This is a genomic window from Labrys okinawensis (genome assembly GCF_047345005.1).
GTDB classification, from domain to species: Bacteria; Pseudomonadota; Alphaproteobacteria; order Rhizobiales; family Labraceae; genus Labrys; species Labrys okinawensis.
On record NZ_CP178864.1, the window covers coordinates 1,778,855 to 1,801,201 of the forward strand.

Annotated in this window: 20 protein-coding genes; 10 read left to right on the top strand and 10 right to left on the bottom strand. The window is 62.0% G+C overall.

The genetic code is table 11. From position 1 onward, the window contains the following. Window positions 1–73 precede the first annotated feature (73 nt). The 5 genes from ACMDCR_RS08390 to ACMDCR_RS08410 form a co-directional block, all read right to left on the bottom strand. Window positions 74–790, bottom strand: a complete 717-nt coding sequence (locus ACMDCR_RS08390; RefSeq protein ID WP_413992090.1) for a type 1 glutamine amidotransferase — start codon at window positions 788–790, stop codon at window positions 74–76. Window positions 791–855: 65 nt separating this feature from the next. Further along, window positions 856–1,305 carry a type II toxin-antitoxin system VapC family toxin gene (locus ACMDCR_RS08395; RefSeq protein WP_413992091.1) on the bottom strand — a complete coding sequence of 150 codons (450 nt, stop codon included), beginning with the start codon at window positions 1,303–1,305 and terminating at the stop codon, window positions 856–858. Beyond that, the gene (locus ACMDCR_RS08400; protein WP_413992092.1) at window positions 1,302–1,904 is read right to left on the bottom strand and encodes a DUF433 domain-containing protein; all 603 of its coding nucleotides are present in this window, start codon (window positions 1,902–1,904) and stop codon (window positions 1,302–1,304) included. The genes ACMDCR_RS08395 and ACMDCR_RS08400 overlap by 4 nt, the downstream gene beginning before the upstream one ends. Before the next feature lie 72 nt (window positions 1,905–1,976). Continuing rightward, a complete protein-coding gene (locus tag ACMDCR_RS08405) occupies window positions 1,977–3,932 on the bottom strand; it encodes an acetoacetate--CoA ligase (protein ID WP_413992093.1) in 1,956 nt (651 codons plus the stop codon). Between the two features lie 259 nt (window positions 3,933–4,191). Then, window positions 4,192–5,214: a proline racemase family protein gene (locus ACMDCR_RS08410; protein WP_413992094.1), complete on the bottom strand. Its 1,023-nt coding sequence runs from the start codon at window positions 5,212–5,214 to the stop codon at window positions 4,192–4,194. A 254-nt stretch (window positions 5,215–5,468) separates the two neighbouring features. Between ACMDCR_RS08410 and ACMDCR_RS08415 the strand changes: the two genes are divergently transcribed. Continuing rightward, window positions 5,469–7,337, top strand: a complete 1,869-nt coding sequence (locus ACMDCR_RS08415) for an AsmA family protein (RefSeq protein WP_413992095.1) — start codon at window positions 5,469–5,471, stop codon at window positions 7,335–7,337. A gap of 34 nt (window positions 7,338–7,371) precedes the next feature. Here the strand turns inward: ACMDCR_RS08415 and ACMDCR_RS08420 are convergent, their stop codons facing one another. The 3 genes from ACMDCR_RS08420 to ACMDCR_RS08430 are packed head-to-tail and all read right to left on the bottom strand — an operon-like array spanning window position 7,372 to window position 10,382. Then, the gene (locus ACMDCR_RS08420) at window positions 7,372–8,190 is read right to left on the bottom strand and encodes an ABC transporter permease subunit (RefSeq protein WP_413992096.1); all 819 of its coding nucleotides are present in this window, start codon (window positions 8,188–8,190) and stop codon (window positions 7,372–7,374) included. Then, the gene (locus tag ACMDCR_RS08425) at window positions 8,187–9,185 is read right to left on the bottom strand and encodes an ABC transporter permease subunit (RefSeq protein ID WP_413992097.1); all 999 of its coding nucleotides are present in this window, start codon (window positions 9,183–9,185) and stop codon (window positions 8,187–8,189) included. Before ACMDCR_RS08425 ends, ACMDCR_RS08420 begins: the two co-directional genes overlap by 4 nt. A gap of 9 nt (window positions 9,186–9,194) precedes the next feature. After that, a complete protein-coding gene (locus ACMDCR_RS08430; protein WP_413992098.1) occupies window positions 9,195–10,382 on the bottom strand; it encodes an ABC transporter ATP-binding protein in 1,188 nt (395 codons plus the stop codon). Window positions 10,383–10,738: 356 nt separating this feature from the next. Between ACMDCR_RS08430 and ACMDCR_RS08435 the strand changes: the two genes are divergently transcribed. The 4 genes from ACMDCR_RS08435 to ACMDCR_RS08450 all read left to right on the top strand — a co-directional run bounded on the left by ACMDCR_RS08435 (window position 10,739) and on the right by ACMDCR_RS08450 (window position 14,398). Next, window positions 10,739–12,172 carry a glutamine synthetase family protein gene (locus ACMDCR_RS08435; protein WP_413992099.1) on the top strand — a complete coding sequence of 478 codons (1,434 nt, stop codon included), beginning with the start codon at window positions 10,739–10,741 and terminating at the stop codon, window positions 12,170–12,172. A gap of 103 nt (window positions 12,173–12,275) precedes the next feature. After that, entirely contained in the window at window positions 12,276–13,565 is a 1,290-nt protein-coding gene (locus ACMDCR_RS08440; RefSeq protein ID WP_413992100.1) for an NAD(P)/FAD-dependent oxidoreductase, read from the top strand. A 153-nt stretch (window positions 13,566–13,718) separates the two neighbouring features. Further along, the gene (locus tag ACMDCR_RS08445) at window positions 13,719–13,973 is read left to right on the top strand and encodes a type II toxin-antitoxin system Phd/YefM family antitoxin (protein WP_413992101.1); all 255 of its coding nucleotides are present in this window, start codon (window positions 13,719–13,721) and stop codon (window positions 13,971–13,973) included. Beyond that, window positions 13,970–14,398: a type II toxin-antitoxin system VapC family toxin gene (locus ACMDCR_RS08450; protein WP_413993565.1), complete on the top strand. Its 429-nt coding sequence runs from the start codon at window positions 13,970–13,972 to the stop codon at window positions 14,396–14,398. Before ACMDCR_RS08445 ends, ACMDCR_RS08450 begins: the two co-directional genes overlap by 4 nt. A 34-nt stretch (window positions 14,399–14,432) precedes the next feature. Here the strand turns inward: ACMDCR_RS08450 and ACMDCR_RS08455 are convergent, their stop codons facing one another. Next, a complete protein-coding gene (locus ACMDCR_RS08455) occupies window positions 14,433–14,984 on the bottom strand; it encodes a TetR/AcrR family transcriptional regulator (RefSeq protein ID WP_413992102.1) in 552 nt (183 codons plus the stop codon). A 107-nt stretch (window positions 14,985–15,091) separates the two neighbouring features. After that, window positions 15,092–15,565 (bottom strand): DUF1348 family protein, encoded by a 474-nt coding sequence (locus tag ACMDCR_RS08460; protein WP_413992103.1) that lies wholly within the window; start codon window positions 15,563–15,565, stop codon window positions 15,092–15,094. Window positions 15,566–15,865: 300 nt separating this feature from the next. Between ACMDCR_RS08460 and ACMDCR_RS08465 the strand changes: the two genes are divergently transcribed. The 5 genes from ACMDCR_RS08465 to ACMDCR_RS08485 all read left to right on the top strand — a co-directional run bounded on the left by ACMDCR_RS08465 (window position 15,866) and on the right by ACMDCR_RS08485 (window position 22,346). Further along, window positions 15,866–16,900 (top strand): LacI family DNA-binding transcriptional regulator, encoded by a 1,035-nt coding sequence (locus ACMDCR_RS08465; RefSeq protein ID WP_413992104.1) that lies wholly within the window; start codon window positions 15,866–15,868, stop codon window positions 16,898–16,900. A 137-nt stretch (window positions 16,901–17,037) separates the two neighbouring features. Then, window positions 17,038–18,312, top strand: a complete 1,275-nt coding sequence (locus tag ACMDCR_RS08470) for an ABC transporter substrate-binding protein (protein ID WP_413992105.1) — start codon at window positions 17,038–17,040, stop codon at window positions 18,310–18,312. Between the two features lie 70 nt (window positions 18,313–18,382). Next, complete coding sequence (locus ACMDCR_RS08475; RefSeq protein WP_413992106.1) at window positions 18,383–19,276, top strand: carbohydrate ABC transporter permease; 894 nt, start codon at window positions 18,383–18,385, stop codon at window positions 19,274–19,276. Next, on the top strand, window positions 19,273–20,097 hold the full coding sequence (locus ACMDCR_RS08480) for a carbohydrate ABC transporter permease (RefSeq protein WP_413992107.1): 825 nt from the start codon (window positions 19,273–19,275) through the stop codon (window positions 20,095–20,097). The genes ACMDCR_RS08475 and ACMDCR_RS08480 overlap by 4 nt, the downstream gene beginning before the upstream one ends. 8 nt (window positions 20,098–20,105) lie before the next feature. After that, window positions 20,106–22,346, top strand: a complete 2,241-nt coding sequence (locus ACMDCR_RS08485; protein WP_413992108.1) for a glycoside hydrolase family 2 TIM barrel-domain containing protein — start codon at window positions 20,106–20,108, stop codon at window positions 22,344–22,346. Window position 22,347 lies beyond the last annotated feature (1 nt).

Below are 22,347 nucleotides of genomic sequence, written 5' to 3' on the forward strand. Positions count from 1 at the left end.
ATCTTCTTCTTCCTTCAGGTTACGGGGGCTTTTATGAAACGGGCAAGATGCCCGTGAATCCGGCCGCCTGCTCTCAGCCCTGCGCCGCCTGCATGAAGTTGCGGTAGAGCAGGGCGGCATTGCCTTCCAGCTCGACGGCGCGGTTCACCATCTCCGTCTCCAGGTGCATCATGGCTCCCTCGCCATAACGCCGCTCGAAGGAGGCCCGGTAGTCGCCATGGGTGCTCCAATCCCGCACCGACTGGTCATCCGCCTCGGCGTGGAACTGCAGGCCCCAGGCACGCGGTGCGGCCTGCATGGCTTCGATGCTGCAGCCATCGCTGCTGGCCAGCACCTGCGCGCCCTCGGGCGGCTGGGCAACGCGTACCGCATGCCACTCCAGGGCCTTGAAGCGTGGCGAAAGGCCTGAGAACAGCGAATCCCCACGCCCGGCAGGCGTTGCCTCCATGTCTCGCAGGCCAACATCGGACTGGCGCATCGGGCCACAGGTGCCGCCGAGCGCATCCGCCAGTAGCTGGTGACCGAGGCAGAAACCGAGAAAGGGGCGCTGCAACTCCCGCACCCAGCGGCGGATCGCCCCCTTCTCCTCGACGAGCCAGGGATATTCGTCGACGTCCCAGACATTCATCTCCCCGCCCATCACCCAGAGCGCGTCATAGGCTTCGAGTTCGGGAATCGCCTCGCCGAGATCGAGACGGATCGCATCCCAAATGAGGCCGTCGCGAGCGAAGAACGAACGGAAGATGCCGGGATGGCCAGCGGTGAGATGCTGAAAGACGAGGAGGCGCATGAGGAGCCTTGATGAGAAGATCGAGTCGCGGAGCGGCCTGATCCGACCGCACATCGCCATAATGATCAAGAGCGGGGCGATGGCTCAGCTTTGTGAAGCTGCGGTGGCTGCTTGAAAGGATCGAGGATATCGACGCCACGTCCGCGTACATCAGAGACGTTGCGCGTGACGAGCACTAGGCCGTGGATTTGCGCGATCGCAGCCAGTCCCGTGTCTTCGATATGTTTCTCGCTCTGGCCCAGCATTTCGCCCCATCGTATGGCGATCCCTTCATCGATTGCAAGGATACGCCCTTGATAGGCCAAGCGTATATCATTCGCGGCCTGTTCGAGTCTGCCCGCCAAATCGGTGTCGCTCAGGCGTTTCTTCTCGATTCCTTTCCATATTTCACGAATGCTAATTACGCTGATCGCAAGCTGGGTATCATTAACATTTGCAAGCCGGGACTTAACGTTCGGATGAGGGCTCACTCTACCAATCTCTTTGATGAGATTGGTATCAAGAAGATATTTCACGAGTCATCATCCAACGCGTCGAGACCGGAATTTCGCATGGCCGCCTTGGCGGTTATTCTTGGGAAAGGACGCCCAACTTTGGGATGGAGTTCTGCATAAATCTGGGCCGCCAGGATCTGGTCCTCGTCGAGGGAGGGATAGTCCTCCCGCACGGCTTCGAGCGTCATGCCGCCCTCCAGAAGTGCTGCGATGCGATGAGCTTCGATGTCAGTGCCCTTGATCAGAGGCTCGCCCGTGGATGTGTCGATCTCGTCGGCGAGCCTGTTGAGGTCCTCAAGACGCGACTCCACTTCCCGAAGATGGGGCTTGATTTCGAGTTTGAGGCCACCGAACGCGACCGCTTCCATCTCCACCAACTGGGCTGGCCGCTTCACTAGCGCGTTATAGAGTTCGGCTCTTCCTTTAGGCGTGAGGGCTGTCCTGAGATCCCGCTCGGCATGAAGATAGACAAGATCCGGCAAGGCGACGGTCCGCAGCTTCAGGCGTCCGCGATGAACAAGTCGCACCCTGACAGGGCCACGTTCGACCACTTTCCTGATAACTTCGACGGGCTCCTTCAAGACATAGGCCGCCTCGGCAACCGTCCAGCTTTCCCGCATGTCATATTCTCCAACTAAACCCAATTTAGGGCTGAGTTGCGAAAACCGCAAGCGACTATCTTCATGGGCGGGCTACATTCTGAGCTCCGGCAGATTCTTGTACAGCGCCAGCGCTTCGGGGTTGGCCAGCGCCTCCTGGTTTTTCACCCCGCGTCCGGCCACGATGTCGCGCACCGCGAGTTCGGTGATCTTGCCGGATTTTGTGCGCGGAATATCCGCCACCTGCAGGATCTTGGCCGGCACATGGCGCGGCGAGGCGCCGCTGCGGATCTGGCGCTTGATGCGATCGACCAGGGCGTCGTCGAGCGTCACGCCGTCGCGCAGGCGCACGAAGAGCACGATGCGCACGTCACCATCCCAGTCCTGGCCGATGGCGATGGATTCCAGCACCTCCGGGATCTTCTCGACCTGGGCGTAGAGCTCGGCGGTGCCGATGCGCACGCCCCCGGGATTGAGGGTGGCATCCGAGCGGCCATGGATGATCAGGCCGCCGTGGCGCGTCCATTCGGCAAAGTCGCCATGATGCCAGACATTGTCGAAGCGCTCGAAATAGGCGGCGGTGTATTTCTTGCCGTCCGGATCGTTCCAGAACATCACCGGCATGGAAGGGAAAGGCTTCACGCAGACGAGTTCGCCCTTTTCCTCGCGCACCGGCTTGCCGTCGTCGTTCCACACGTCCACGGCCATGCCGAGCCCGGCCGCCTGGATCTCGCCGGACCAGACAGGAGCGGTGGGATCGCCCAGCACGAAACAGGAGACGATGTCGGTGCCGCCGGAGATCGAGGCGAGATGGAGATCGCCCTTCACCTCCTCATAGACCCAGCGGAAGCCCTCGGGGGAGAGGGGGGAACCGGTCGAGGTCATCAGGCGCAGAGCGGAGAGGTCATGCGTTGTCCTCGGTGTCAGGCCGGCCTTGTGGGCGGCGTCGATATATTTGGCCGAGGTGCCGAACAGCACGCCATTTTCTCGGCTGACGAAGTCGAAAAGCACGCTCGGCACGGGATGGAAGGGCGAACCGTCGAAGAGAAGCAGCGTCTCGCCATTGGCGAGGCCCGCGACCAGCCAGTTCCACATCATCCAGCCACAGGTGGTGAAGTAAAAGCTGCGGTCGCCAGGCTTGAGGTCGCACTGGTAGCGGTGCTCCTTGACGAGCTGCAGCAGCGTGCCGCCGGCGCCATGCACGATGCATTTCGGCACGCCCGTGGTGCCGGAGGAATAGAGGATGAAGAGCGGCTGGCTGAAGGGCAGGCGCACGAATTCCACCTGCCTGGCCGTGTGGGGCGCGATGAAGGCCTCGAGCGTGTGGGCGCCGGGGATCTGGCTGGCGAGAGCCTCGTCCTCGCCGAGATAGGGCACGATCACGCACCTGCCGCCGAGCAGCGCCGCGATCGCCACCACCTTGGCGGCATTGTCGATGCGCTTGCCGGCATACCAATAGCCGTCGATGGCGAAGAACAGCTTGGGCTCGATCTGGCCGAAGCGATCGAGCACGCCCCGGTCGCCGAAATCGGGCGAGCAGGAGGAGAAGATCGCGCCGATGGAAGCCGCCGCCAGCATGATGGCGATCGTCTCGGGTCGATTCGGCATCATGGCAGCCACGCGATCGCCCGGCTCGATGCCCTCGGCCCGCATGGCCTGCTGCAGGCGGGAGACAAGGGCGTTGAGCTCACGCCAGCTCATCGTGAGGCTGGCCTTGTCCTCGCCCTGGAAGATCAACGCCGGCGTGTCATCGTCGCGTACCAGGAGGTTCTCGGCGAAGTTCAGCCTGGCATCGGGGAAGAAGCGCGCCCTCTGGATGCGGCCGAGGTCGGTGGCGAAGCGTTCGCCCTTTTCGCCCTTGATGCCGCTGTTGTCCCAGACGAGGCTCCAGAAATCACCCTGGCTCTCGATGGACCAGCGATGCAGGTCGGCATAGGACTTTAGCGCGAGTCCGTGCCTGTCGTTGGCGGCGGCGATCAGGGCCATGACCTGCGTCCCGGCAACGCGTTCAGGCGAGGGGGACCAGAGCGGCTTATCGGCAGTCGTCATGAAGGGATCCTGGCAGGCGAGGCTTGCGGAGCGCGGACATCTTGTCCGCATTGTCCTTCGCCGCAAGCGCAATGTTTGAGAAAGTGGATGAGAGATTTCTGGGATTGCAGGCATCTCTGCCTGCTGCGGGCAACGTCGCATTTGTCGGAAAGGAAGATGCAGACGTCTCGTCTTCTCCCGGAACCGCCAAGCATTTCGACAAAGGCAGCGGCAGGTAAGGACGCCCGCGATCCCAGGAAGGTGGAGACCGCCACTCCGATCATCCGCGCAGCGCACCATAGTTCGGCGGCAGCACGAAACCGTGACCGAGCGGATCGTCGGGATCGATCTCGAAGGTGGCCGTGCCGCTAAAGGCCGATTGGCCGGCGACGCGGACCCGTACGGTATCACCCTTCACCTGCGTGATACGGGCGTGGAAGGGCAGGCCTGTCGGGCCCATGAAGCGTCGCTCGATATCCTTGCCGATCAGGCCGCGGCCATGGTCGCGCGCCATGCGGGCGGTGACGCCGCTGCCCGTGGGGCTGCGGTCGATCTGACCCTCGGCGAAGATGCAGAGGTTGTAGGTCGGTTCGGCCGCCGTGGCATCGTCCGTCAGGATCGTACCATAAAGGAAGCCCAGATCCGCTTCCTCGGGATGCGCGATGCTCAACTGCCGCCGCCCCGCAGCGGTGATGGCGGAGCCAGCTGCGACCAATTGTTCCAGCGGCGTCGAGAAGAAGTCCAGGCCGAGGCGCGAGGCCGGCAGGATAGCGTAGAAGGCGCCGCCGAAGCTGATGTCGCAGATCACGCGGCCAAAGCCGGGCACGTCGAGTTTGGCGTCCTGCTGGCTGAGGAAGGCCGGTACGCTCTCGAAGGCGGTTTCCACCACGCTTCCCGCTTCGATCCGGCAGGCGACATCGACGACGCCGCAGGGCAGCTCGAGACCAAACCGGGTTTCCGGCGCCGTGGCAGCGATCTGGCCGCTTTCCACCAGCCATTTGCCGATTGCGATGGTGGCATGGCCGCACATGGTACTGTACCCCTCATTGTGGGTGAACAGGGCGGCAAAGGCCGCTTCCCGCGCATGCGGCCTGACCGGAATGACGCCGTACATGCCTGCATGGCCGCGCGGCTCCAGCATCATCGCCCGGCGCAAATCGTCATGCTTGGCCAGCGCCTCGCGCCTTTTGTCGAGGATGGTGGTGCCGGTAAGTTCGGGATATCCGCTTGTGACGATGCGCACCGGCTCCCCGGCCGTGTGCATGTCCACAATGCCCAGCGTGCGAATTTGCGGCTTTCCCATAATAATTTCCAGCTTTGTTAACCATGCATCTGCCATGCTATAGACGTGGACAGTCTAGCAATACCCTGGGACGGTCACATATTACGTCGGTTCGGCCACGTCGCCCGGCATGGACGGGCCATCACAACCCGGCCTCGCTTTTACCACGATGGCCTGCCATCTATAGTGAACTTCGTTTGTGAGTCAGCCCCGCCTACCCGGCGCGCGCGATTGATAATCAAACATCTTTTGATCGAGTGAGGCGCGGATCCCGCATGAAGCGTATTGGGCTGTCTCTAGCCGCCATCGCTGCCGCGCTCGTCGCCCTGGTTCTCATCGTCCCGTCGCTGGCACCAGAGAGCGCGCTGCGCGAGGTGCTTACGCGCCAGCTCGTGGCGCTCACCGGACGCCCGGTGCGAATCGACGGCCCGGTGCGTCTGTCCTGGGCGCCGCTCCCCACGCTGCTCGTGGAGAAAGTGACCATTCCAGGCCCGGATGGCATGCCGCCCCTGCTCGTCACCGACAAGCTGCAGGGCGAGCTCAACCTGACGCCCCTGCTGATCGGCCGCCTCGATGTATCCAGCCTGATGCTGAAGCGGGCGCGCATCGGATTGACGACGACCAAGACCAACGGTCATTCCTGGGACTTCAAGACCGGGGTGCTGGCCGATGCAGCCAATGGTCATTTCGAGACGGCGATGCCGATTTCCGCCCTCCGGCTGGTCGACAGCACCATCCAATATGCCGATGCCGGCGGGCAATTGACGACGGTTTCGGTCGAGGACGCGACGCTGGCCTGGTCGGGCCTCACCGACGCGATGTCCGTTGCCGGCATCATCAATTGGCGTGATCGCAATGCCGAGATCTCGGTGGCGATCATCGAACCCGCCAGCCTGATTTCCGGCGGCAAGTCGGACATGCGCGCGCGGATCAAGGGTGAGATGCTCAACCTCACCACCAGCGGCACCGTGGACGGCGACGGCCGGCTGGAGGGGCAGGTCACCGCCAGCGGTGCTTCACTGCGCGAGACCCTGCGCTGGCTCGGTCTGCCCCTGCCGGACGGGCACAGCCTCGCCGCTTTCGAGGTGCAGTCGCCGGTCACCGTCGATCCCACGGGCATCTCGCTGGACGATGTCCAGCTTTCGCTCGACGGCAATGAGGCCGAGGGTTCGCTGGTGATCCAGCTTGCAGGCGAACGGCCCAAGGTCAGCGGCACCCTGGCGGCCGATACCATCGACCTGTCCGCCTATTCGAGCGAGGTACAGCTCTCCCGCGGCATGCCCAGGCAGTGGCGCGACGACCGCATCAACATCAAGAGCCTGATGGTCAGCGATCTCGATGTGCGCATCTCTGCCGGCGAGACGGTGATCGACAAGATCAGGCTCGGCCGCACAGCAGCAACCATTTCCAGCCATGATGGCTTGTTCGAATTCGCGCTCGGCGAAGCCGCAGCCTATGGCGGCTCCCTCAAGGGCAATGTCACGCTGAAGAGCACAGGCAGTGGGGTCGAGTTTACCGCTGGCGGCAATTTCGATTCCGTCGAGATGGGCAAGTCGCTTGCAGATTTCTTCGGCTTCCATCACCTCGAGGGCACGGGAGAGGGCAGCGTCGAGATCAGCGGTACCGGCGCTTCTGTAGCCGAACTGTCGCGCTCCCTGGAAGGACAGGCCGACATCAAGGTAAACAATGGCGCCCTGATCGGCATCGATCTTGCCGATCTCATGCAGAAGATTGAAAAGCGTCCGCTCTCGGCGCGGTTCGAGTCTGGCTATGGTGGCCGCACTACCTTCGACACCGCGCAGGCGAGCCTCAAGATCACCGCAGGCCTGGCCAAGACCACGGATTGTCGCATGGACAACGGCTCGCTTTCGGTGACTCTGGCCGGCCAAAGCAACATCGCCCAGCGCAGCCTCGACATGGCGGGCATGGCCAATTGGAGCGACGGCGACGGAGCCAGGCCCTTCCACCTGCCGTTCCGTGTCTTTGGCGGCTGGGAAGTGCCGGTGGTCGAGCCCGACACGGAAGCCCTGATCCGCCGCTCCGGCGCCGCCGCCCCGTTGCTGCGCAGCTTCGCCAAGCCTGGACAGGATGTGACCCAGGATTCGGTGACGAGCGTGCCGGCATCATCGGCGCAGGCGCAATAAACGTGGGAGCGCGGACGTTCGCGCTTCCCAAGCCTTACCCCGCCGCCGCGAGCCGCTCGGCCCTTTCCCGCTCTGCCTCTGCACGCCTGGTATAGATTGCGGCGGCGACCACGCCGATGGCGACTACGGCGAGCATCAGGGTGCAGGCAGCGTTCATTTCCGGCTTCACGCCAAGCTTGACCTGCGAATAAATGATCATCGGCAGTGTGTTGATGCCGGCCGAGGAGGTGAAGCGAGCAATCACGAGGTCGTCGAGCGAGAGCGTGAAGGCCAGCATCCAGCCTGAAATGACCGCCGGCGCGATGATCGGCAGCGTGATCAGGAAGAAGGACTTGAAAGGCCGGCAGCCCAGATCCAGCGCCGCTTCCTCGATGGAGCGGTCGAAGGAGAGTAGGCGGGACTGCACCACCACCGTGACGAAGCACATGGTGAGCGTCGTATGGGCAAAGGCCACCGTCCAGAAGCCCATCTGGACGTTCGTCGCCACGAAGAACAGCATCAGCGACACGCCGATGATGATCTCCGGCATGACCAGCGGCGCATATACCATTGCCGAGAAGGTCATCCGCGTTGGAAAGCGCCCGAGCCGCACCAGCACAATGGCCGCCAAGGTGCCGAGGATGGTGGCCAGCGTCGCTGACAGGGCGCCGATGCGCAGAGTGACCCAGGCGGCGCTCAGGAAGGCGTCATCATGGAACAGCACGCCGTACCAGCGGGTGGACCAGCCGCCCCACACCGTCACCAACCTGGAATCGTTGAAGGAATAGATCACCAGGATGAGGATCGGCAGATAGAGGAAGGCGAGGCCGAGTGCGACCGAGGTGGCATTGAACAAGGAGGCGCCATTTTTCATCGATTGGCCTCCAGAGCCTTAGCCTGAATATGCTGATAATAGGTGATCGGCCCAACCAGCACCACGAGCAGGATGATCGCCAGGGCCGAAGCAGTGGGCCAGTCGCGGTTCAGGAGGAAGAGGTCGAACAGCGACTTTCCAATCATCAGGGTCTGCGAGCCGCCGAGCAGGTCGGGGATGACGAACTCACCCACCGCCGGGATGAAGCACAGCATGCAGCCGGCGATCACGCCGGGCAGCGACAGCGGGAAGGTGACCAGCCAGAACGCCTTGATCGGCTTGCAGCCGAGGTCGGCGGCCGCCTCCAGAAGGGTGTAGTCCATCTTCTCCAGCGTCGAATAGAGCGGCAGCACCATGAAGGGCAGGTAGGAATAGACCATGCCGATATAGACGGCCCAGTTGGTGCCGAGCAGCTCCGGCGGGTTCGCCATGTCGACCAGGCCGACCTGCGAGAGGGCGAGGTTCAGCAGACCCTGGCCCTTGAGAATGCCCGTCCAGGCATAGACGCGGATGAGGAAGGAGGTCCAGAAAGGCAGGATCACCAGCATCAGCAGCGTAGGCCGTAGCGTTTTCGAGGACCGGGCCATGCCATAGGCGATGGGGTAGCCGATCAGCAGCAGCAGCACGGTCGAGATGAAGGCGATCATCACCGAGGAGAAATAGGACTTGATGTAAAGTGAGTCGCCGTCTTCGCCCCAGATGTTGAAGATCGAGTAGTAATTGTCGAAATTGAGCTGTGAGAAATAGTCCGTCAGGCTCTGCCAGGTGCCGTTGAAGCTGAACACAGGCGTATAGGGCGGGTTGCCGTCAGCGACCTGGCTGACCGAGAGCTTGAAGACGATGAAGAAGGGGATGGCGAAGAAAACCAGCGACCACAGATAGGGGATCGCGATGACGAGCGTGCGCCCGGAAAAGAAACGCTGGCGCGGTCCATTGTCCTTGGCTACGACGACGGTGCTGTCCGCCGGTCCTGCAAGAGGGGTGGCATCGGCCATATCAGCCCCCTACTTTGTCAGGAGCACGCCGGCATCCGGCGCGAAGGTGACGTAGACCTTGTCTTCCCAGGTGAGGGGCCGTTCGACGAAGCGGCTCATATTGGCCGAGCTTACCCGGATGCGTTGGCCGAGGCTGGCAATCTCGACGACATAATTGGTCCAATCGCCGAGATAGCCGATGTCGAAGACCTCGCCGATGAGGCAATTGCTGGTGTCGGCCGGCTGATCGAGCGATATGCGCATCTTCTCCGGGCGGATGGCGAGGAACACGGTCTGGCCCGTGCTTACCGGTTCGGCGCTCTCGACGCGGAAGGGCGGGTTGCCCGCGGACTGCACCGAGACGGCATTGCCGTTCACGCTGCCGACCTTGCCCTCGAAGATGTTGATGTTGCCGATGAAGTCGGCGACGTATTTCGAATTTGGCTGCTCGTAGATCACGCCCGGCGGGGCCACCTGCACCAGCTTGCCGTGATCCATAACCGCAATGCGGTCGGACATCGTCATCGCCTCTTCCTGGTCGTGTGTGACGATGATGAAGGTAATGCCGAGCTCGACCTGGATGTCCATCAGCTCGAACTGGGTTTCCTCACGCAGCTTCTTGTCGAGGGCGCCGAGCGGCTCGTCGAGCAGCAGCACCTTTGGTTGCTTGGCGACGGCCCTCGCGAGGGCAACGCGTTGGCGCTGGCCGCCGGATAGCTGGTGCGGCTTGCGCGCGGCGAATTTCTCCAGCTTGACCAGTTTGAGCATCTCGTTAACGCGTTCCTGGATCTGCTGCTTCGGCATCTTATCCATCTTGAGGCCGAACGCGATGTTGTCGGCGACCGACATATGCGGGAACAGCGCATAGGACTGGAACATCATGTTGGCCGGCCGCTCGTAAGGCGGAACGCCGGCAAGATCCTTGCCTGCCAGGGTGATGCGCCCTGAGGTCGGCTCCTCGAAGCCGGCCAGCATCCGCATCAGCGTGGTCTTGCCGCAGCCGGAGGGACCGAGAAGGGAGAAGAATTCGCGCTGGTGGATATCGATCGAGACATCGTTGACGGCGACGAAATCCCCGAAACGCTTGGTGACATTCTCGAAGCGTATGAGGGGAACAGCGGACGGATCGTTCCAGGGCTGGAATTTTCGGCGAACGCCCCCGATCGCCGTCTGCGATTTCACCGGCGCCGCGACGCCACCCCCGTCTGTGACACTCATGATATCCCGTCTGACTGTTATCGTTGCGTATAGCCTAAACCGGGAAGTCGACTGTGGTCCACTGAAGAAATGGGCTCTCGATCTATTTTGTGATCACATTCTTGCGGAGTCGAATTGACTTTTACCGCCCGCTGAAGGCAGTGTGTCCGCAGCGTCGGTTTACCGATGCCTCTTTTGCGCGTCTTCCTCGATGCGCGGCGCGTGCGCCTCCGCCCTCCTAAACCAAGGGCCCGAACCGGAGGTCAGTCGCGTGATGATCCCGGGCAGATTTCTCGGTCTGCCCTCCAGGGATCGTCAAACAGGTCGCCGGCGCTTGTTTCGGGTCGCCGCTCCGCATTTCGCGGGGTGGAAGCCGCATGTGTGCGACGATGAGCAAAAAGAAAAAATCAGAAAGGCTGGAAGTTTCCGGCGTGGCGGATATCGACTCCGCGCGCGGCATCTCCGGCGTGGAGAGCGCGAGGGACTGGTTCCGCGCCCGTACTATCGAGGAAATCGAATGCCTGGTGCCCGACCAGGGCGGCGTTGCCCGCGGCAAGATCATGCCGGTCTCGAAATTTCTCAACGCTCCGGTGATGAACCTGCCGCTGTCGATCTTCTACCAATGCATCACGGGCGAATATCCCGCCTATGACGGGCTGGTCGATGCGGTGGAAGCCGATACCGACATGTTCATGCAGCCGGACTGGTCGACCCTGACCTCGGTGCCCTGGGCGATGGATCCGACCGCGCAGGTCATCCACGATGCGGTGACGCGCGACGGGCGCCCGGTCGAACAGGCGCCGCGCCAGGTGCTGCGCCGCGTCCGCGAACTCTACCGCAAGAAGGGCTGGCAGCCGGTGGTGGCGCCGGAGATAGAGTTCTATCTGGTCGAGCCCAACACCGACGCGGATTACCCGCTCAAGCCGCCGATCGGGCGCTCGGGGCGCCCCGAAATCGGGCGCCAGGGCTATTCGATCTCGGCGGTGAACGAATTCGATGCCCTGTTCGAGGATATCTACAAATATTCCGAGCAGCAGGGTCTTGAGATCGACACGCTGATCCATGAAGACGGTGCGGCGCAGATGGAAATCAACCTGCGCCATGGCGATCCCCTGGAACTGGCCGACCAGGTCTTCCTGTTCAAGCGCACCATCCGCGAGGCTTCGCTTCAGCACAAGATCTATGCCACCTTCATGGCCAAGCCCATGACGGGCGAGCCCGGATCGGCACTGCATATCCATCAGTCCATCGTCGATGCTGAGAACGAGGAGAACATCTTCTCCGATCCGGACACCGGCGGCCCGACGCCGCTGTTCTTCTCCTTCCTCGCCGGCCAGCAGAAATATTTGCCGGCTATCATGTGCATGCTGGCGCCCTATGTGAACTCCTATCGCCGCCTTACGCGGGATTCCATGGCGCCGATCAATGTGCAATGGGGGTATGACAACCGCACAGCCGGGCTTCGCGTGCCGCCTTCCGGCCCCGCCGCGCGGCGCGTCGAGAACCGGGTGCCGTCCTCCGACGCCAACCCCTATCTCGCCACGGCGGCAGTGCTGGCGGCCGGCTATCTCGGCATGACCGAGGAACTGGAGGCCACCGCGCCGATCGAATCCGACGCCAAGAACCGTGATTTCGAACTGCCGCGCGGCCTGCTCGAAGCCGTGGCCGAAATGGAGGAGTGCGAACCGATCAAGCAGGTCATGGGCGCCTCCTTCGTCTCCGCCTATGCGGCGATCAAGAAGCAGGAATATGAGACCTTCATGAAAGTGATCAGCCCCTGGGAGCGCGAGCACCTGTTGCTGAACGTGTGAGGTCATGGAGTGGCGGTCTCCGACCGCCATCTTCCTGACCCACAAGCGTTGCGTTTCCAAGATTGGCGGTCAGAGACCGCCACTCCATTCCCGAATTGCCATCATGACCGAGAACACCGGCCATCCGGCCAATTCCTATTACACCGCTACCGCCCACAAGCTCGCGCCGCAGCCGGCGCTGACCGGCGACCAACGGGCGGACATCTGTATCGTCGGCGCTGGCTATACCGGCCTTGGCGCGGCGCTGGCCTTTGCCGAGCGCGGCCTGTCGGTGATCATCCTCGAAGCCGCCGAGATCGGCTCGGGCGCCTCGGGCCGCAATGGCGGGCAGGCGCATTCCGGCCAGCGGCGCGACCAGGACTATCTCGAAAATCTCGTGGGCCTCGATGGTGCCAAAGCATTGTGGGCAATGGCAGAAGAGGCCAAGGCCCACCTCAAGGACCTTATCGCCAGATATTGGATCGAGTGCGATTACAAGAACGGTATCCTGATCGCCGACCACAAGCCCCATTATGTGGCGATGTCGCAGGTTTATGCCGAGAAGCTTCGCACGGTCTATGGCTATGACAAGGTGGAGGCCATCGACAAGCGGCAGCTCGACGGCCTGCTCGGCGCGAGCGGCTATCATGGCGGCTTCATCGACCATGATGGCGGACATCTTCATCCGCTCAACCTCGCCCTCGGTCTTGGGCGCGCGGCGCTGGATGCCGGCGTGCGGATATTCGAGCAATCCCGCGCCGTGAGCTATGAGGTCAAGGGCGGCAAGGCACTCGTCCGCACCGACAAGGGAAGCGTCTCGGCGGACTGGCTGATCCTGGCCGGTGACGGCTATCTTTCCGGTCTCGACGCCTATACCGAGGCGAGGGTGATGCCGATCAACAATTTTCTCCTGGCGACGCAGCCCTTCTCGGACAACGAGGCGCGAGCGCTGATCGCGAACGACTATGCGGTGGCCGACAGCCGCTTCGTCGTGAACTATTACCGCCTCTCGGCCGACCGGCGTCTGATCTTCGGAGGTGGCGAGAATTATGGCAGCGGTTTCCCGTCCGACATGAAGGCCTTCGTGCGCAAGCGCATGCTCAAGGTGTTTCCGCAGCTTGCCGACAAGCCGATCGACTACGCCTGGGGTGGTACGCTCGGCATTACGACCACGCGCCTGCCTTTCGTGCGGCGACTGGCGCCCAACGTCCTCACGGCCTCCGGCTACTCCGGGCAGGGGGTGATGCTGGCGCCCTATTTTGGCAAGATCCTCGCCGATGTGACGGCTGCGACCCTGGGCGAGTTCGACCGACTCGCCGCCTTGCCGACGCCGCCTTTCCCGGGCGGAAGGCTGCTTCGCTGGCCGACGCTTGTCGCCGGGATGAGCTATTTTGCGCTGCGGGACAGGCTGTAAGCCCGGGAGCGCGGACCCTTTCGTCACAGTCGCCGGTTCAAGAACTGGCAGGATGCCCGAGGCACCCAAAGTCACGCATTGCCGGGGTATGCGAGTCGCAGCTTGTCTCCAGTTGGTCAATGTAGTAACGTTTATACATACCCGGAGGGGGCTATGTCTATCACAACCTTATCGAGCCGAGAGTTCAATCAGGATACCAGCCGAGCGAAGCAAGCCGCGAAGAACGGTCCCGTTTTCATCACGGACCGAGGCCAGCCAGCGCATGTGTTACTCAGCATCGACGAATATAGGCGTCTGACTGGCAACCGGCAGAAAATCTCAGATCTCCTGGCAATGCCGGGCGCCGAGGACGTCGATCTCGAACTGCCGGAGCGTGGTGAATTGGCCGATGGTGCGGACCTTTCCTGATGTTTCTTCTCGATACCAATGTCGTCTCTGAGTTGAGAAAGATCCGGTCGGGAAGAGCGGACGCTCATGTCGCGGAGTGGGCTGACAGCCAGGATCCTGCAGGCCTTTTCCTGTCCGCGATCACCATCCAGGAATTGAGCATCGGAATCCTCAGAGCGGAACGCAGGGACATTGCCCAGGGCACGGTGTTGCGAGCCTGGTTAGACAATCACGTCCTGCCGACTTTTCACGGGCGCATCCTGGCCTTTGACATGGCCGTCGCATTGCGGAGCGCGCAGCTGCATGTTCCCGACCCGCGTCCGCTTCAGGATGGATTGATCGCCGCAACCGCCCTGGTTCATGGAATGACGGTGGTGACGCACAACGTTGCAGACTTCGCCGGCATGGGCGTACCATTGCTCGATCCCTGGCAGGTCGTACGCTGAGACAGCGCAATTCCTGGTGCCGGGCAGCAGGAAATCACTGGAGCAGCGCCTGCATCCTCTCCATCCGGCGCCGGAACACGCCGGGATCATCCAGCGCCCGCGCCGCCACCAGCGCGCCCTGGATACCGGCGACGACTTCTTCCGAGAGGTCCGCGGCCGAGGCCTGATCGCGCCCAGACCGCCGCAATGCATCGGCCAGCGCCTCCCGCCACGCCGCAAAGTACGCATTGATACGGGCGGCGAACAGGCCGCGCACGTCGCTCAGCGCGAAGACGCCGACGATGCAGACCCGCTCGCCCGAATGGAAATAGCGGTCAGTGGCATCGAACATCGCCTCGATCCCCCGTCGCGGATCCTCATGGCTGCGGAGGGGATCGAAGACATGGGCGTGGAACCAGCCGTCGATACCCTCGAGCACGGCCGTTGCCATCTCCTCCTTCCCGCCCGGGAAGAAATTGTAGAGGCTGCCCTTACCCAGGCCAGTATGCTGGCTGATGAGGGCGAGGCTCGTGCCCTCGTAGCCGTAGGTGCGGAACACCTCGGTCAGGACAGGCAGGACATCGGCGCGCTCGCGGATGAGCTTCATGCGGCGTGTTACCTCCGGATCGAATCGCCTGGAATCGCAAAACGCTTATATTTTCAGGCGGGTTAGCTCGAATACTGCTTCAACCCGATCGCATTTTGCTTCGGGCATCAGAGCCCCAGATCGGACAGGCCCGGATGGTCTGATGGCCGGGGCTTGGAGCGGTCCCAATGGAACTTGCGCTCGCTCGCCTGGATCGGCAGGTCGTTGATACTGGCATGACGCACCGCCATCAGGCCGTTTTCGTCGAACTCCCAGTTCTCATTGCCGTAGGAACGGAACCACTCGCCCTCGTCATTGTGCCACTCATAGGCAAACCGCACGCCGATGCGGTTCCCGCCGAAGGCCCAGAGTTCCTTGATGAGGCGATAATCCAGCTCCTTCCGCCATTTGCGGGTGAGGAACTCGACGATCTCCGCCCGTCCGCGCGGGAATTCGGAACGGTTTCGCCAACGGCTGTCGAGCGTATAGGCGAGCGAAACGCGTTCGGGATTGCAGCTGTTCCAGCCATCCTCGGCAGCGCGGACCTTTTGGATAGCGGTCTCGTGGGTGAAGGGCGGGAGAGGGGGGCGTTGTTCGGACATGGGAGCACCTCGTTTGTACCAATCATTACAATATGTACTGTTCGGTACAAATGTCAAGCTCAACGCTTCTGAACGCAGCGTGTCCTTGGCTCATGGTGAAGATCCGGAGTTGCCTTTTGGTCGATTCTTGCCCAGGTTCTCCCCTCCTTAAGAGGCGCACAGGCAACGCTTGCATTCGTTAATTTAAGGAGTAAAAATTTACTAATCGATTTGGGCTCCCCGGAATTGATCGACGGTCAGGCCAGGGCTTGTCGTGGATCGGTTCGGCCGTGGCGGTCTCCACCGTGGCAGGGGTAGGGAATGGCAACGATCAAGGAAATCGCGGCGGCTGTCGGCGTTTCGTCGGCGACGGTCTCGCGCGTTCTCAACTATGACGCGACCTTGTCGATCTCGGCTGCGAAGCGCCAGGCGGTGATCGAGGCGGCGGAGGCCCTCAAATATGCCACGCCGCGTAATCGCCATCGCGCGGCGGGGGCTGCGGTGGCGGCACAGAGTTTGGTGCCCGGCGCTGGCCGCATCGCCTTGGTGCATTTCCTGCGGCCGACCCAGGAATTGACCGATCCCTATTATATCGGCGTTCGGCTCGGCATCGAGAACCGCTGCCAGGCCCTGAAGATCGAGGTCGTCAAGCTCTATCACACCGATGCCCCGCCGGAGGCCGGCCTGTTGCGTGACGCCTCAGGGGTGATCGCCGTCGGCTATCATAAGCCGCAGGAGGTGGAATGGCTGCGCGAACACAGCCGAAACCTGGTTTTTGCCGATTTCTTTCCTCCTTTCGACCTCGATGACAGTGTGGCAAGCGACCTCGCGCTCGCCACGCGCAAGCTGCTCTCCGCCCTTCATGGCCGTGGCTATCGCCGCATCGGCCTCATTGGATGGATCGAGGCGTTCTATGCGGATACCGATGTTTTCAACGAACCACGCTGCCGGGCTTATGTCGCCTGGATGACGGAGATGGGGCTGTTCGATCCGGATATCTGCCTCACCGAAAGGCTGACGCCGGAGACCGGCTACAGCCTGGCGCGTCGATTGATGCAGGGCGCCCGGCCGCCCGAGGTCATCATTACCTGCAACGACAATCTGGCTATCGGCGCCTATCGGGCCATCAAGGATCTTGGCCTGCGCATCCCCAAGGACGTGGCGATTGCCGGTTTCAACGATATTCCGGTGGCCGAACTCCTCAATCCACCGCTGTCGACCATCCGCATTCCCGCCGAACTGATCGGCGAAACCGCAGTCGATCTCCTGCTCGAACGCTTCTCGGGGCGCGAGACCGCCAAGAAGGTCACGCTGGCAACGGAACTCATCTGGCGTGATAGCGTGGCAGAGCGATAGAAAAGCCTTTCTTTCCAAGTGGATAGATCGTTTGGTAAAAATTTACTAAAGATCTTGCCTCTTTTTGCGTTCTGAGGAATACTCCTCGCGGGAAACGGGAGAAACCCGTTCCTCAAGCGGACCTCCAGGAGGAAACGATGAGGCATTTTCTGCGTGCGCTGCGCCCCCACCTTGCCAGCATGGCGCTGGCCGGCGCGAGCCTGCTGGCGGTCGCCGCCGCCGAGGCGAAGGATATCACCGTCTGGTGCTGGGATCCCAATTTCAATGTCGCGATCATGAAGGAGGCGGGCGAGCGCTACGCCAAGACCCATCCTGACGTGCACATCAATGTGGTCGACTTCGCCAAGGCGGATGTCGAGCAGAAGCTGCAGACCGGCCTCTCCGCCGGCACCGGCGCCGGCCTGCCGGATATTGTTTTGATCGAGGACTACGGCGCCCAGAAATATCTGCAGTCCTTCCCCGACGCCTTCGCGCCCATGTCCGGCAAGGTCGATTATTCCGGATTTGCGCCCTACAAGGTCAAGGTGATGACTGTCGGGGACAAGGTCTATGGCATGCCCTTCGATTCCGGCGTCACCGGCATGTATTTCCGCAAGGATTATATCGAAGCGGCAGGCTTCAAGCCCGAGGACATGCAGAACATCACCTGGGATCGCTTCATCGAGATCGGCAAGCAGGTGGAGGCCAAGACCGGCAAGAAGATGATCGGCATCGATCCCAATGATGCCGGTATCGTGCGTATCATGATGCAGTCGGCAGGTGGTTGGTATTTCGACAAGGATGGCAATCCCACCATCACCGGCAATCCAGCGCTGAAGGCCTCGCTTGAAACGCTGGGCAAGATGATGGGAGCCGGCATCTACAAGCCCGCCGCCGGCTGGGCCAATTGGGTGAGTACGTTCACCTCTGGCGACGTGGCGGCCGTGATCACCGGGGTGTGGATCACCGGCACCGTGAAGGCGCAGGCCGACCAGTCCGGCAAATGGGGGGTTGCTCCCATACCTGCCTTGAGCATCGATGGCGCCACCCATCAGTCCAATCTCGGCGGTTCAAGCTGGTATGTGCTGGCGAGCTCCCCTCAGAAGGATGACGCGATCGATTTCCTGAACGAGACCTATGGCAAGGATGTCGACTTCTACCAGAAGATCCTGCAGGAGCGGGGTGCGGTCGGTTCGCTCCTGGTAGCGCGTCAAGGCTCGGCCTATAGCCAGGCCGATGCCTTCTTCGGCGACGCAAAGGTCTGGCAAAGCTTCGCCGATTGGCTCGCCAAGATTCCGTCCGTCAGCTACGGCACCTATACCAACGAAGCCGATGCGGCGGTGATCGCGCAGATCCCGGCCCTTGCCAAGGGCGGCTCGGTCGACGACGCCCTGAAGGCGATCGAAGCGCAACTGAAGACACAGATCCAGTAGGCGGGGACACGCCCCAAAGCGACGGGCGGCATCAGTCATGTCGTCCGTCCGCGACGGTCAGGAAATGCCGATGGCTCTTGTGCGACCCGGCGGCGTGCGCCGCTATCATGATATCAATGGCTGGCTGTTCGTGGCGCCGGCGCTCGGGCTGATCGGCCTGTTCATGGTCTATCCGATCCTGTGGTCGCTCTGGATGTCCTTCCAGTCCGGGCGCGGGACCATGATCCGCTTCGTTGGCTTCGGCAATATCGTCCGTCTGTTCAACGATCCTGTCTTTCTCAAGGCCCTGACCACGACGATCACCTTCTTCGTCGTGCAGGTCCCGATTATGCTGCTGCTGGCACTGATCCTGGCGGCCGTCCTCAACAGTCCCCGGCTCGTCGGCCGCGATTTCTTCCGCATCGCGATCTTCCTGCCCTGCGTGTCGTCGCTGGTGACCTATTCGGCCCTGTTCAAGGGCATGTTCGCAAGCGACGGCATCGTCAACGCGACGCTGGAAGGGATTGGCCTGATCGCTTCGCCCATTCCCTGGATGACCGACCCCTTCTGGGCGAAGGTCATGATCATCATCGCCATCACCTGGCGATGGACCGGCTACAACATGATCTTCTACCTGTCGGCCATGCAGAATATCGACCGCTCGATCTACGAGGCGGCACGCATAGACGGCATCAGCGCCAGCGGGCAGCTCTTTCGCATCACCATTCCGATGCTGAAGCCGGTGATTCTGTTCACCGCCGTGATCTCCACCATCGGCACGCTGCAGCTCTTCGACGAGGTGGCGAACATCACGCTCGGCGGCCCCTCCGACGCGACATTGACCCTCTCGCTCTACATCTACAACCTGACTTTCAAGTTCATCCCCAATCTCGGCTACGCAGCCACCGTGTCCTATGTGATCGTGATCCTGGTGGCGCTGCTCGCCTTTCTGCAGTTCTACGCGGCAAGGGAGCGCGAGCAATGAGCGGCGATCGTTTCAGGGCCATTCTGGGCCAGGTGTTGATGTATGGCTTCGTGGGAGGCATGGCCTTCCTGTCGGTCTTCCCCTTCCTGTGGATGCTGGTCGGCACCACCAATACGTCCGGCGACATCATCAAGGGCCGCCTGTCTTTCGGGGGAGCGCTCGCCGACAACGTGCAGAAGTTCTTCTCGCAGGTCGACGCGCCCCTGATCTTCTGGAACTCGGCCAAGATCGCGCTGCTCAGCACCCTATTCACCCTGGCGGTCTCCTCGCTGGCCGGTTACGGTTTCGAGATGTTCCGCTCCAGGCTGCGCGAGCGGATCTACAGCGCCATTCTCCTGACGCTGATGGTGCCCTTTGCGGCCCTGATGATCCCGCTCTTCGTAATGATGGGCCGCGCCGGCTTGATCAACACCCATATCGCGGTGCTGCTGCCGACCATCGGCTCGGCCTTCGTCATCTTCTATTTCCGCCAGAGCACCAAGGCTTTCCCTTCCGAGCTTCGCGATGCCGCCAAGGTCGATGGCCTGAAGGAATGGCAGATCTTCCTCTATATCTTCGTGCCGGTGATGCGCTCGACCTATGCGGCTGCCTTCATCATCGTCTTCATGGCGGCCTGGAACAGCTATCTGTGGCCGTTGATCGTGCTGCAGTCCAACGAGACCAAGACGATCACGCTGGTGATCTCGTCGCTGGCCTCGGCCTACTACCCCGACTTTGGCGTGGTGATGGTTGGCGCGGTGCTCGCCACCCTGCCGACCCTCATCGTCTTCTTCCTCATGCAGCGTCAGTTCGTCCAAGGCATGCTGGGTTCGGTCAAATAGGAATGAACATGCGTATTGTCGAGAATTTCAATCAAGGCTGGCATTTCCATGAGGGCGCCATCGCGCCGGAGCAACTCGCCGCGGGGGGGCTTGCGGTCGAGCTGCCTCACACCGCCGTGCAACTGCCGTTCAACTATTTCGACGAGACCTCCTATCAGCGCGCCTTCAGCTACCAGAAGCATCTGCCCTGGCGCTCCGATTTCGCGGGCCGCGAGATATCGCTGGTGTTCGACGCAGCGATGGCCGATGCGGTGGTCTTCCTCAATGGCGAAGAGATCACCGCGCACAGCGACGGCTATACGCCCTTCGAGGCTCGGCTGACCGGCCGCCTGCGGGAAGGCGACAATCTCATCACCGTGAAGATCGATGGCAGCGAGAACCCGGCGATACCGCCTTTCGGCGGACGGATCGACTACCTCACCTATGCAGGCATCTACCGGGACGTCTGGCTGAAGGTGACCGACCCCATCTCGATCGCCAATCTCAAGATCGAAACGGGCAATGTGCTGGCCGAGCGCAAATCGGTGACGGTGCGCTGCGATCTCGCCAATCCGCAAGGTCTGCCCATCGAAGGAACCCTTACGGCCCGCCTGCGCACTGTGGGGGGCCGTGTGATCGCCGAGGTCGGCATCGCTGCCGGCGTGCAGGGCGGGCTGTTTTCATTCGAGGCCCTGGAGGGATTGTCGCTCTGGGATATCGACGATCCCGTTCTCTACGAGATGGACGTGGAGCTCCGCACCGCTGCGGGCAAGGACAGCCTCTCCTCCAGATTCGGCTTCCGCACGGCGGCCTTCACCACCGAGGGCTTCCTGCTCAACGGCCGCAAGCTGAAGATCCGGGGCCTCAACCGGCACCAGGCCTATCCCTATGCCGGCTACGCAATGGGCCGCTCGGCCCAGGAGCGGGACGCGGAAATCGTGAAGCGGGTACTCAAATGCAATCTCGTGCGCACCTCGCATTATCCGCAGTCGAAATATTTCCTCGATCATTGTGACCGCATCGGCCTGCTGGTCTTCGAGGAAATTCCTGGCTGGCAGCATATCGGCGACGTGGCCTGGCAGAAGGAGGCCATCGAGAATGTGCGGCGCATGATCCAGCGCGACTGGAACCATCCCTCGATCGTGATATGGGGCGTGCGCATCAACGAATCCCAGGATTCCCACGAGTTCTATGCCGAAACCAACCGCCTTGCGCGGGAACTCGACCCGACTCGTTCCACCGGCGGGGTGCGCTACATCACCGAGAGCGAATTCCTCGAGGACGTCTACACCATGAACGATTTCATTCTCGGCAATGAGGAACTGCCAGGGTCGAACCGCCCGCGCACGGCCTTGCGCCCGCAGCAGGAATGCACGGGGCTCGATCGCGCCGTGCCCTATCTCATCACCGAGTATGGCGGCCACATGTATCCAACCAAGAGCTACGACCAGGAACAGCGCCAGGCCGAACATGTGCGTCGGCATCTGGAGGTGCTCAACGCTTCCTACGGCGATGCCAGCATCTCCGGCTGCATTGGCTGGTGCATGGCCGATTACAACACCCACAAGGATTTCGGATCGGGCGATCGCATCTGCTATCACGGCGTGCTCGACATGTTCCGCGAGCCGAAATTCGCTGCCTTTGTCTATGCCAGCCAGTGCGATCCCGCCGAAGAGGTGGTGTTGAAGCCCGTCACTTTCTGGGCGAGGGGCGAGCGCAATATCGGCGGCGTGCTGCCGCTGATCATCCTCACCAATTGCGACGAGGTGGAACTGCGCTATGGAACACTGACCAAGCGTATTGGCCCCGATCGAGAAAACTTTCCGCATCTGCCCCACGCTCCCGTCGTCATAGACCACCGGCACTTCACCAAGGACGAGCTTGGGGTCTGGGGCATGCGTTGGGAGGATGCGCATTTCACCGGCTTCGTCGCCGGAAGACCTGTCGCCCAACTTCACATGGTCGCCGATCCCGTCCCGAGCCGGCTCGAGGTCGTCACCGACAGCCATACCCTTCAGGCAGGCGAGCGTGACAGCACGAGGGTGATCGTGCGGGCCCTCGACCAGGCGGGCTCGAAGCTGCCTTTCCTCAACGACGCTGCGACCATCCGCCTGGACGGACCGGCAAGCCTGATCGGCCCGGCCGTCGCGCCGTTCCAGGGCGGCACCACGGGCTTCTGGGTGGAGACGACGGGGGAGCCGGGCGCGATTAGCATCGAGGTATCATCGCCGCGCTTCGCCACCCATACGCTGCAGCTCAGTGTCGGTTGAG